Origin of the sequence: Kocuria sp. UCD-OTCP (assembly GCF_000349605.1) — a bacterium.
GTDB classification, from domain to species: domain Bacteria; phylum Actinomycetota; class Actinomycetes; order Actinomycetales; family Micrococcaceae; genus Kocuria; species Kocuria rosea.
Window position 1 is genome coordinate 1 of record NZ_AOSQ01000012.1, and the last position, 12,435, is coordinate 12,435.

At 63.0% G+C, this 12,435-nt stretch carries 7 protein-coding genes; 2 read left to right on the plus strand and 5 right to left on the minus strand.

The annotated features are described in order from the left end of the window. Positions 1 to 1,336, plus strand: a 1,336-nt coding sequence (locus H488_RS23985; protein WP_017832671.1) for a Mu transposase domain-containing protein, incomplete at its 5' end; no start/stop codon positions are given. A gap of 68 nt (positions 1,337 to 1,404) precedes the next feature. Next, complete coding sequence (locus H488_RS23990) at positions 1,405 to 2,325, plus strand: ATP-binding protein (protein ID WP_441295096.1); 921 nt, start codon at positions 1,405 to 1,407, stop codon at positions 2,323 to 2,325. Positions 2,326 to 2,695: 370 nt separating this feature from the next. Here H488_RS23990 and H488_RS37075 read toward each other — a convergent pair whose 3' ends face one another. From H488_RS37075 to H488_RS24005, 5 genes are all read right to left on the minus strand, one after another. After that, complete coding sequence (locus H488_RS37075; protein WP_150110305.1) at positions 2,696 to 4,210, minus strand: hypothetical protein; 1,515 nt, start codon at positions 4,208 to 4,210, stop codon at positions 2,696 to 2,698. A gap of 108 nt (positions 4,211 to 4,318) precedes the next feature. Continuing rightward, positions 4,319 to 4,642 carry a hypothetical protein gene (locus H488_RS37080; RefSeq protein ID WP_150110306.1) on the minus strand — a complete coding sequence of 108 codons (324 nt, stop codon included), beginning with the start codon at positions 4,640 to 4,642 and terminating at the stop codon, positions 4,319 to 4,321. Positions 4,643 to 4,749: 107 nt separating this feature from the next. Continuing rightward, positions 4,750 to 10,680: a multicopper oxidase domain-containing protein gene (locus H488_RS24000; protein ID WP_150110307.1), complete on the minus strand. Its 5,931-nt coding sequence runs from the start codon at positions 10,678 to 10,680 to the stop codon at positions 4,750 to 4,752. A 79-nt stretch (positions 10,681 to 10,759) separates the two neighbouring features. Continuing rightward, the gene (locus H488_RS0118120) at positions 10,760 to 11,635 is read right to left on the minus strand and encodes a DUF2182 domain-containing protein (RefSeq protein ID WP_017832675.1); all 876 of its coding nucleotides are present in this window, start codon (positions 11,633 to 11,635) and stop codon (positions 10,760 to 10,762) included. 11 nt (positions 11,636 to 11,646) lie between these two features. Further along, complete coding sequence (locus H488_RS24005) at positions 11,647 to 12,417, minus strand: DUF1326 domain-containing protein (protein WP_017832676.1); 771 nt, start codon at positions 12,415 to 12,417, stop codon at positions 11,647 to 11,649. Positions 12,418 to 12,435: the final 18 nt, after the last annotated feature.

Here is a 12,435-nt window from a genome sequence, read left to right on the forward strand (position 1 = left end):
CTGGATCACCGAACCGGGTCTGTGGCTGCAGTTCGACTGGGGCGAAGGCCCGAAGGTGCCCGGCGCGGACGGGGTGCCGCGGCGCACGTGGCTGTTCTGCGCATGGCTGGCCTGGTCACGCTACCGGGTCGTGATCCCGGTCTGGGACCAGACCCTGCCCACGCTGATCGGGTGCCTGGATGCGACCCTGGCCCTCATCGGCGGGGTGCCCACCTACGTGCTCACCGACAACCCCAGGACCGTGACCGTCGATCACGTGGCCGGGGTTCCGGTGCGCCACCCGCAGATCGTTCAAGCCGGCCGGCACTACGGCACCCAGGTGCACACCTGCGTGCCCTACGACCCCGAGTCCAAGGGCGGGTCGGAGTCCACGGTGCGCATCNAAGCCGGCCGGCACTACGGCACCCAGGTGCACACCTGCGTGCCCTACGACCCCGAGTCCAAGGGCGGGTCGGAGTCCACGGTGCGCATCGCCAAGGCCGATCTGGTGCCCACCGACGCGAACCTCCGCCCCGCTTACGGCTCCTTCGCCGACCTCGAGGCGGCCTGCGCGGCGTTCTGCGCCAAGGTCAACGGGCGCACCCACCGGGAGTCGGCCCGGGTCCCCGACCAGGCGCTGGTCGACGAGCGGGCTCGGTTGCACGTGCTACCGACAGCCCCGCACACCACCGCCCTGGGGGTGACCCGCACGGTGGGCACCGACCAGACCATCCGATTCGGCTCGGTGCGCTACTCCACCCCGCCCGGACTCGTCGGGGCCGAGGTGTGGGTGCGAGTCGCCGGGGAGGAGCTCGTGGTCGTCACCGACCTCGACGTCCTCCCCACAATGCCGGGCTGGGCCGCTGGCCGCGCCGGGCTCGCCGAGGTCGCCCGCCACCGCCTCTCGACCCCGGGGAATCCGCGGATCGACCTGGCCCACTACCCTGACCACCCGCAGGACCCCACCGGTGCGCCACGCCCGCCCCGGCCACAGGCCCGCAGCGCGGCGGAGAAGGACTTCCTGGCCCTGGGCGCCGGGGCCCACACCTGGCTGATCGAGGCCTCCGCGGCTGGGGCCACCCGGATCCGGGCGAAGATGGCCGCCGCCGTGGAGCTCGCCGCCCTCATCGGGGACGGGCCCGTGGACGCCGCCCTCGGGATCGCCGCGGCCGCCGGGCGCTTCGGCGAGGGCGATCTGACCGCGATCTGCGACCACCAAGCCACCGGGGCCACCGCCGCCGGGCTCGTGGCCGCCGACGAGACCCACTCCGCCCAGCCCGGCACCGCCGCCTGGGCGTCCTTCGGCGCGACCACGACAACCAGCACAACCACCACAACCGAGGAGACCGCCCGATGAACAGAGCCACCACCCCGACGGCGCCGCCGCTACCGGAAGACCTCGCCGCGGTGCTCAAGCGCATGCGGATGCCCTACCTGCGCGCGGCCGCCCCCGAGGTGTTGGCCACCGCCCGTTCCCAGCGCTGGGACCCCACCGAGGTCCTGCGGGTGCTGCTGGCCGAAGAGGTGCGCGGGCGTGATGAGGCCACTCGGGCCGCCCGCCGCAAAGCCGCCGGACTGCCCGCCGGGAAGACCTTCGCCTCCTGGCGCGAAGCCGATTCCTCGATCCCGGTCCCGACCCAGTCGGCNCGCGGGCGTGATGAGGCCACTCGGGCCGCCCGCCGCAAAGCCGCCGGACTGCCCGCCGGGAAGACCTTCGCCTCCTGGCGCGAAGCCGATTCCTCGATCCCGGTCCCGACCCAGTCGGCCCTGGCCACCCTGGAGTGGGTGGGGCGGGCGGAGAACCTCGCCATCTCGGGGCCCTCGGGCACCGGCAAGACCCACTTCCTCGAGGCCCTGGCCCATCAGGTCATCGACGCCGGCATGCGGGTCTCCTGGTTCACCCTCGAGTCGCTGACCGCCGCGATCGGCCGCGCCGGGGTAGACGGATCGATCGGCAAGACCATCGCTCGGATCACCCGGGCCGAGCTCATCGTGGTCGACGACATCGGGATGCTGCCCTCGGGCCAGGCCGCCGCCGAGGCCTTCTACCGCCTCGTCGATGCGACTTATGAACGCCGCAGCCTCGCNGACGACATCGGGATGCTGCCCTCGGGCCAGGCCGCCGCCGAGGCCTTCTACCGCCTCGTCGATGCGACTTATGAACGCCGCAGCCTCGCGGTGACCTCGAACATCCACCCGGCCGGGTTCGACACCATCATGCCCAAGACCCTGGCCACCGCCGCCGTGGACCGGCTCCTGCACCACGCCCACGTCATCCTCACCGAGGGCACCTCGCTGCGGCTCACCGAGGCCACCGCCGGACGCGGGGTGGTCCCACTGAACTGACCGGCAGGGAGATCAACTGACCGCAGACAGGGAAATCAGCTGTCCGCCCACGGGGAGATCACCTGACCGCCTACCGGGAAGTCCCGCTGACCGTTGACAATGGACGTTGGCAGATGCGGAAGAGTTCTTCACCCCAACTTGCCGAATACGACCCAGGCAAGGATCCGTGGCCGATAGCAACCCAGCGGATGCTTGTCGGCCACGTGCGGGACCAGCGTCTGGAACTGGTTCCAGAGGGGTTCGATGCGGCAGAGTGGAACAGCAAACACGAATTCTCCTGGCCAAGGCAATGATCCTCAAAAAATCCATGTTGACCGGGCCTCGTGCCTGTCCCAAGTCATCACTCCACCGTGTTAATCAGCGGATCCCCTTAGCCAAAAATTTCACCCGTAGCGAGCTCACCCATCCACCGGTCAAACCTGGGCGATCCCTCCACCACGACCACGGCCTTTGCGCGGTACTGAGCAGGAACGTCTTTCAGAAGCCGTGGAGACAATTCGTACTCCGAGTTGCACAATACCGCGGCGGTTTCCAGGGAAAAGCCGGACGGAAGCCAGCTCTCTGACACCTCAAGATAAATTCTTATCACCTCATTGTTGCCCAAGAACGCAAAAATGACGTAACCGTACTTGGTTTCCAACAAGAAGGGCGCATGCGACCCATCCGAAGCTGTTACCCAAGGCACTAGATAAACCACAGTTCCATTTTCACCGAGTTTCCCAGCCTGTCGAAGGAAATCCACATCGGGATGATCTATGTCCAGATCATCAGCAAGTCGGCAAAAGCTCTCTAACTCGAGTTGTGCCATGACTCCCCCGGGTTCCCGCAAGCTCGCATGCAGCTTACGGGCTAGTCCTGCCTCTCTTTCCCATGGGAAGAACAATTGACGCATGGCCCGAGCCAATCCAACCTCCATCTGTTCGAGGCGGCCTTGCGTGCTGTCGAGCCAGGCGGTATGGAAGGCGGACCATTTTTTTGCGGCCTCGTCGGGCTGAAGATTGGGATATGCCATACCCAAAAGATAAGACAGCTCGTGGCTCAATGCGCTGGACCGAACTGCGAGAGCAACCGGATTCAGTATCATTTTTTGTTGCTGTGATATATCGCGAGGAAAAATAGAAATGTTCCGCACTGCGCGATGACATATCTCCATCATGGAAATTGTGTTCAGCATTGCGAGAACCTCGACAAAAAATACTTGGGGGTCTACCCCTGCTCGCCCGACCTCCTCGGCGACCCTCGCGCTAGAAAGGAGGAGTTTCCGCACGGCGAACACATCACATGCAATTTCTACGATTAGAGGTTCCGGCTGGAGCGGGTGGCCCGCCTCCAAGTCCCCTTCGGGGAACCAAAAAGATTTCGGCATTTCGGAGTAGAGAGGAAAATTGCTGAGATGATGTCTTATGTTTTCGCTCACTAACTCCGGGTCCTGGTCCGCGATCAATGACCTGTGCGAGTCCGACGTCGCAATGTGACCCATTTCATGAAGTAGGCCGAAAAACCAAACCGCCATGTAACCTTCGTCCTTCTCCGCAACCTCCAGATCCGTAACACTGTCTCCGGTATTGTAGAATATTGATTGCCCGACTACGGCGCGCGAAGTCAAATAAGCCGCCAAAGACGGGTCGCCGTATCTAAGAACAAGCTCGGACATCACCCGAAGACATATGCGTTCTGAGGATTCGACGATCAGTTCACTTGATATCGTCTCATCCATCATTAAGTTTCTGAATAGGGCCGATATTTCTATATAACGGGAGTTGAAAATTACGACCGGCGGCTCGAGCCCTGGCATCGAAAACATCTCGGGCAGTCCCCCGTCGACCCAAAACACGGCGACATCCGAATGCATGTCTCGCAAGGCCTCGTCGATCGCCACTAGCATCGGTGTGTGATATCGGCGGACAAGGCGTTGTACGTCGGCGAAGGGTCCGACATGAGACCGGACTGCCTCTTCAAGTATCAAGTCTTGATGATCCATGGGGACTGCTTTTCACAGGGTGTCCAATATTTCTTGGATTTCAGCCTTACTGGGATTTTTGATCTCTACGTCCACCTCATTAGCGTCGCTGGATTGGTTGTCCAACTTTCGAATTTTTACACTGGATACACGATTCTGACCCATTAAGTCTTTGATCGATGTCAGAATAGCTGGCAAACTTTGGATGGCTACGCTGGCGATAATCACCCATTCAGCCACACTTCCGTCCAGGTTGCCCCGAGGGGAGGACTGATACACCATTTCCTGTTCGCTCAATTGCTCACCAACTTTTTGTGCTGCGGGTGCATCACATGTCAGAGTTACGATGACATCCATCGATCTACCTGTCTGCTAGTTGAGCCAGTCCTCAAGGTTCGGGTCTTTATGGAAGATATTTATTTATCAGCAAATTCGGTGTAGTCGATTTGCGAATTAAGTTTTTCTTAACTATAAGAGTCCGCAACTTGCTTTCCTAGTTCTAACGCTTCTGAAATTGCGCCCGAGCCGGGAATCCCTTCCAAGATGCTTCCCACAACTGTATTGGCGGTGTCTAGGGCCATTGCTACGTTGCGAGGGTTACTTATGTCCCTGAACTTTTCGCTTATGAGTGTGCCAGCTGCCCGGCGAAATAGTTTCAACTTCAATCTGATGCCGGCTCTGGTGACCCGATGGCGCTCCAACTTTTCGAACCAGTTTTTCTCTGATTTTGTTCGGGGCGGGTCTCCCTGCTCCATCGCGAGAATTCTATTCGAGTCGGGCATCTCGCGGAGAATCACGCCAAGCTGATCTGAGCTATAGCGGAATTCTCTCATCAGGTCATTTGAAGTTTGTGGATTGTCTTTCAATAGAAATCGGAGGGCGGAATCCGATGTGTCGGCCTCGATATGCCATTGCAGATACTCCCGCACTTCGTGCAGGTAATCATAGGCTGTGACAGTGCGTTCATCATTCAGCCCGCCTCCCGTGTTATCGAATGGCCGCCCAGTATTTCCACCGCCGTGTCCTACCGCCCCCCCTTCATCACTTTTGTCATTGGTTGATCGCACTCCTTTTTTCCCTTTCTGCCTCGACCCTCGACGACGCTGTGACCTATCCAATTTGGATAACTTGCGAGCCCAGCGTGACCACAACAGCTGCAATGATGGTTGTTGCGTTTCTTTTCGAGATTGGGCGTCTTGATCCTCCATGCGGAGGATGCCCCACATCCCCTGGGCGGTTGCCCAGCGGAAGGAGCCGCTGCGGTAGGCGTGGTCTCCTGGATCCCAGCGTCCTTCGGGCTCCATGACCAGGTCCTGTGTGAAGCCGGCGGAGATGGCGGTGACCGATCCGGCTTCGGGACTAGAGTTCTTTACTTTCCGCACCCAGGGGGCAACGTCCCAGGCGAAGTTGTGCACAGTGAAGGTATGATTGCGGGGCTTGTCGCCGGCGCACACCAACCGCCACCAGATGGGCAGGTCCCTGCTCGCGTGCTGGATCGGGGCGGTGAGGTTGGGCAACGCCATGGGATTCTGGTGTGGCGTCAACGGCGACCGGTAACTGATGGCCTTTTGCCCGACATCCACGGGCGGGTCGCTCGGAGATATGTCAGAAAGCGGCTGATCGATATCGCCGTGCAGGAAGTGACGCAGTCCATCCTGGAGGAAGAAAACAAATTCTTGGGCGATAACTTCGTCACCGCTCTCCAGATGGACATGGGCGCCTGTCCACTTCGGCTTGTCCTCGTTCTGCGGGTCGACCGGGGTGATGTCTTTAGGTTCGATCACAACAGCTCCGATCAAGCCGTGGTGTCGGTGATTGCGGATGTCCCCCATATCGAACAGGTAGCAGGTTTGGCCTCGTTCACGACCGTCCTGATAGGTGTCAAAAGCCAGGCCCGGATCTGCGTACCACCAATACTCCCGCCAGTTCGCGTCCCGGTGCCCGATGCCATGGTCCGTGCGGTGCACCACAGCGTTGACTGCGTCGTGCCCACCGTGCACGACATGAGCAGCATCGTCCACGTTCAAGGCGGCCACGGTGCCGTCCTGGTTCAGCCCCACGTACGCGCCGTCGTCGCTGTGCACGTCGTACAGCAGCAGGCTGGGGTGCAGGGAGACTCGGGGGCTGACCGTCCGACGGTCCGGGTAGCCCAGGTGGTCGCGGTGCTCCACGGGCAGTCGCGGCGGGCTCACTTCCGGTCCGAAGTCCGGCAGCCGGGGGTCTTTTATCGTGAAGTCCTGGTCGGGGAGGTTCTCCTGCGGTAGGAGAAGCTCGTTGATGAGGGTGATCTTGATCCATTCCCCGGGATGTGCCCGCAGGACCAGGGGCTGGTCGGAATCGTCCACGTCCACCGCCCGGAGGTTGCCGGTCTCGCTTCCGTCGGTCCTGGTCTCGGGCACAGCCTCTTCGGCCGTGCGGTAGATCAGGCCCCACGGGTCGGTCAGCGCCTGGCCGGCGTACTGGTGCTCGTGGCGCTGGGCGACCACCACGTACTCCCGCACCTTCCCAGTCGACCACGTTCCTCCGGGCATCCGGAGGGGGCGTGTGGGCAGGAATCCGTTGGACTGGGCGAGGCGGAACTTGCCCAGTGCCTCCTTCAGTTCCTGTTCGGTGGGAGGTGCTCCGTGTCCTCTCTCGTCCTCTGTCTCGGGCACGATCTTGGTGATGTGCCGCAACGGGGGGAGATCACGGAAGTTCTCCGAGCTGGGCTGGAGCGAACGGATCAGTCCCCAGCATCCCAGCCACAGGTCGTCCATGACGGTGAACTGCCACAGGTGGTCGCCGACCCCGTACGGGCTCGTCGCCACGGGTTTCCCGTCGGCTCCGATTTCCGGCGGATTGATGTCCATGGTGAAGGCCTCAGAGATGCCCAGCGTCTGCTGGTTGACCCACGGCGACTGTTGGTTCTGCCAGTCCTTGCGCCATCGCATGCCGTTGAGCATGAAACTGTGTTGCTCTTCGTGGGAGCCCTGGAAGATGCGGATGCGCAGTCGTTCCCCTGGATAGGTGTAGATCACCGGTGTGTCAGGGTCACCTTTGTGCTTCGGCGGCACCGGCAGCGGCGGAGACATCTGCGGCGCCTGGACGTCGAGGACCTGCCGCTGCTTCTCGTCCTCGTTCTCCAACGAGGAGCGGCTGGAGCTGAACCACTCGGAGGGGTCCTTGCCGCGGTACCGCATGGGGGTGCACCGGTAGTTGACGCCCATAACACCCGGGTCGTCATCACCGCCCAGCAGGTTCGGCTCATTCAGCGGATCGTCATTTTGTCGAGGTCGAGGAGGGATCGGGAGTGGAGGGCGGTCGTCCTTCGGACGGTTCAGCGGAACGAAGTCCCCAAGGGCCAATCCGGCCTCCCGGAAGGGTTCCTTCAAAGCGACGTCCCCGTCCCCGTTTGCAGTTCGCGGCACGATCACGGCTTGGGAGCCGACCCATGCGGGAGTCTTCTGGTCGGGCAGGTACCAGCGGGTGCCGTTGGGTTCGGCGATCAGTGCTGCGAACAGGCCCCGCTTCTGCCGGAAGTTCGCCAAGAGGTGGTCGTGGAAGAAGCAAGGGCCGAACTCCTCGTCCACCACCCACCGGTGCAAAGAAACATTCGCGGGGGGATCGCCGATCCTGTTGTCCGGAACGGACTCGGGGGAACTGGCGCCCGAGAGGTAGTTCCAGCCACTGGCTGAGCCGTCAGCAGCGAGCACATCGAACTTCACCAGGTGGACGTGCAAGCCACATTCCACCGGGTGACCAGGGAAATCGAAGTGGTCGCCCTCGACGGTTCTCACCGTGTTGTACAGGCGCAGTTCCACGATGTCGCCGTGATTGGCTCGCGGAAAGAACGCGTCAACCCCGCCCTCCTCCTCAGTGACCGGGTAATCGAAGGGTATGGGGTCACCGTCGGGAGATCCGTTCTCATGGAGGCGGGTAACCGAGATGCCCTTGAGTTGGTAGTGGTGTCCGTGGGGGTCGTACCAGCCGGCGGAGTTGTAGAGCATCCCCCGTTCCGCCATGGCGATGTCGTAGTGAATGATCCGTCTCTCGGGCACCTCCGCCTTGGTGTTCCAGTCCTGGGCAAGGCCATCGAGATCGACGAAGAGGGCACCGGGCTGATCACCTGACCGGCAGTTGGGTGCAAAGGCCGCCCGTTCCTTCTGCGAGCAGTTGCCCATTTGCAGCAGTTGACGTCGCCCGTCGATCGGGGCCCTCCTCCCCGGGTCTCGCTCCTCAACGTCTTCCTGGTTGGGTGAGGGCGGCGGTGGGGACTTGCGGGGGTAGGTGGCGTCGATGAACCACGGAAACCCAGGTTGTTGGTCGGTCGAGGGGTCGGGGTTGCGGCCGGGCAATGGTTTCAGCGCGGGACAGGGCGTGCCGTCGGGGTAGGCCCGTTTCCCTGTCACTTCGCGGTCGAAGCTGCGCCACAGTCCCCACATGCCGTGATGGAAGTGGGGGTAGAGGTGGCAGTGCCAGATGATGTCGCCCACCGCGTGCTGGCGGCTACCCGAGCCATAGAGCGGGTCGATGGTCATCGCGGTCTGCGGGCCGATCGACACGGAGTCCAGCAGCTGCGAGCCGTGGTGCTCGCCCGTCTTCCACACGGAGGGCTCAGCGGTGTCCTGGGCGACGGCTCGCCACTGGTGGACGTGCAGGTGGTAGACGTGGGTCTCTTTGACCCCGGCGTGCACCAGCCGCACCCGGCTGGGATCCCCGCGGTAAGCGCGCAGGACCGGAGTCACCGGTTCCCCGAACAGCCACGAACTGTGGTGCTGCTCCTCACCAGAGACGCGTTCGAGGGACTTGCCGTTCTCGTCTTTGGCCACCCAGAATTCTTCACCCAGGGTCTTCTCGTCGATCCTGATCTCGACGGCTGAGTGGTCGATCTTGTTCGCGTCGGGTTCTGCCTTCGGCGCGCCTTTGCGCAGGCGCTGGTGCAACCGGTAGGGAAGACGGTTGTGCATGGGTTCGGCGCGGTAGGACAGAGGCATCGCGGAGTGGGGCAGGGGGTGAGGGATGCCGCTGTGTGTCTCGGGCTCGTCGTGGAAGAAGACGGTGAACTCGCGGAAACTGCAATTGCCGGCGAATTGCTCCGGCTTCTTCTTCGCGTGGTGGAAGTCGACAAAGTTCTCCTCCCGCCATTTCCGGCACCGGTTGCCCGCACCGCAGTCCTCATGCTGGTCGTCGCGGCACTCCGTCCGGGGAGCGGCCATCTTTCCGTCCTTGAGGCCGTGTTCCTCCCGGGGCACGACGTCGGCGTAGAGCCCGTCGGGGTGATCCGTGCCGTCGAGCCGTTGCCCGGTCTCGGGGTCGTACCACCTCGCGCCCTCGGGTTCGACCACTAGAGCGGCGAACAATCCGTGGTTGTTGGTGCCGCGGTCGGTTCCGCGGATGTCGCCCAGATCGTTGATCGGCCACACGCCCTCCCGAGCGCACGTCCAGCGGTACGTCATCCTCGATTGGTAGGGGACAGTGGTGGGGTCGTTGTCGCCCACGCACGCCCCATCCCCGTACCGGACCCCGGTGCCGGTGCCGCGTCCAGGGACGGTGCCCCCGAGTCCGTCTCCTTGCACGTGCATGCCGACTTCGCGGCCGCGGATGCTGTTCTCGAATCGCACCTTCACCTGCTCTCCCCGGCACGCCCGCAGCACCAACGGGCGCACCAGGGGGATGGGTTTGAGCGGATTGCACCGGTTGTACGCCGGCGCCCTTTCCCCTTGGCCGAGCAGTCCAGGGCTGTGATCGTTGAACATCAGCCGTTCGATGTCCTTATCCCTCAGCTGAGACCCGGGACGCTGCCTCCGGTACCAAGCCAACAACTCCGGCCACCCTTGGCGGATCTCCTCCAGTTGTCCCTCGACGGCCCCCTCTGCCTCCTCCAGCTGGCCGAGCCACGAAGTGCGACACTCCCCCAGGATCTGCTTCAGGATCTGCTCATCAACGTCATGCGCTTCCCGGGCCTGTTGCTCCTCTAGGCGCTCCGGATCCTGCAGGGCCTTTGGGTGGAGGCTGGAGATGCGCCCGTCGGTCAGCTCCTTCAGAGCGGAGATCAACTCATCCACCGTGGCCCGGTAGTTCTGGCGTATCGCACGGTCGTGCGGTTCCAATCGTGGGCTGTGGGCGTCCCGGTCCTCCCGGTCGAGAACTTCGGACTCGCCGCCGAATTCTTTCAAAAGATAGCGATTCTTCTCCGGTCCTTCGGAGAGGATCCGGCGCATCTCGAGGAACCGGGGCACTGCGTAGACCACTGTCTCCATGAGCTGGGTCTTGCGGTGCATCCGGGTCAGGTATTCGCCGTTCTTCTCTCGCTGTTGCCTCACCCACTCCAGGAGGGGCTGGTACACGCGCAAGGTGTAGAGCAGACCATTGGGATCGTGATCGCCCTCGAGCGAGTAGACGATCGGGAAGGACATGGCCACAACGTGGTAGGTGCGGAATCGGGTGGGCGACATGGTGAGCTCCGTGATCGAGCCGCTCAGCGGCAGAGAAGGTCTACATCAGATGTGACTGTGAAATGACGGGAATCAGCGCCGTAGCCGCTCCCAGAGCGATGAGGGCGAACCCTGCTGGCCGTACCAGGCGCCGGCCCCACGAGACGAGGCGTTCTGCGGCCATGATGACGCTCAACGCGACCATCGCCGGTAGGGCCGCGGTGCCGACGGTGAAGCAGATGAGCATCAGCGCCCAACAGCACCCGATGCATGACAGCGCGTAAGCACCGGACAGGGCGAAGGTCTCCGCGCTGGAGGAGCGTCGACCCTGCCAGTGCGCCAGCACGAAGCTGCGTGGGCTTCGGCAGCCACGCAGGCACAGATCCTTCAGCGGCGTGAACTGATAGACGCCGGCGCCGATCAGCACGGCCCCTGTCACCCAGCGGGGATCGAGCGTCAGCCATCCGCTGGAAGCCAACGCCCGGACACCCAGGTCGCCTGCGACCAGAACCGCCCCGACGACCATCCAAGCCCCCACGAAGGTCATGGCGCTCAAAACGGTCAGACGCCACGGATCCGGTTGGTGGGAGACCAGCCGTCGCACCGTCTGCAGCAGCGGGAGTGCTGGCGGAAGCATCATGGCGACCACCATGAAACCCCAGGCGCCCAGGGCAACCGCACCACCGACCAGAGCAGGAGGAATCACGAACGCGGCCGTACCACCATGCTGAGCGTGTGCTTCCCCGGCCCCGCCCGGGGCGAGCACCTCAGAGGTCACTGTGTGGCCTTCCAGCCCGTGGCCCCCGGACCCGTGGGTCAACAACAGGACTCCCCAGGCCATCGCCGCCATCACAAGCGTGCCCAGAACAAGGAGGTTCATGTCGAGGCGGCGGCGCGCCACGGACCGGTGAGGCGTCGTCGGGGAGGTGGTAGTCATGCCGGTGCTTCCTAGGATGCGGGGTGGTGGTAGCGAAAGGTGCCGCGCATGCCGGAGCGGTCCTTGACGTGGATGTTGCCTCCGGGCAGGGCCCCGACGTTGATAATTAACTTCTCCCCCGCCTGGGCAGTCACCGGGTTCTGGGCCTGCAGCTCGTAGGAAAGCGCGGTGTTGGACAGCTCCAGCGGCTGTCTCTTAGCGTCCTCGGCCACGTCGAATCGCTCCGGCTTCCCGGTCGCATGGATCAGCCGGTCTTCAGTGGGTTTCGCTTCCGGTTCCTCCGGGTTCGTTCGGGTGCGGGTGACGGTGGCCGTCCAGGAGCCTTCGTTCTTGTCCGCGTGATCGTCCTTGTCGAGCTTGAAGGAGATCCTGGCCGACTCGGCCCCGACCACGGTTCCACTCATCTCGGCCAGCTCAGCCAGCGGCCCTATGCCCCCTCCTTTCTTCGTGGGGTGCTCGGCGAAAGCACCCCGCAAGGCCTGAATGAGCTGGTTCTCGGTGGCTTCTTGATTGGTGCGCTCCGAGACGTCGATGTAGATCATCGAAGTGGCCGGTGCCGCGCTGTCGCGGCGGTTGCCCGAGTGGATCGCGACACTGACGACCTTGCACCCGGTGACGACGAGGTCATCGATCCTCGACTCGGTGCCTTGGCCGTCCTGGGTGAACTCCCACAGAACGAACCCGGTGCAGTGTCCCTCCACGGGGTCGTCGTCCACCCAGCAGGGGCAGATGACGGTGCAGTCGCAGGCTTCGAGAAAGTCGCCTGTCAGCGTGTATTCCATGACGGTCCCCTGATCTCT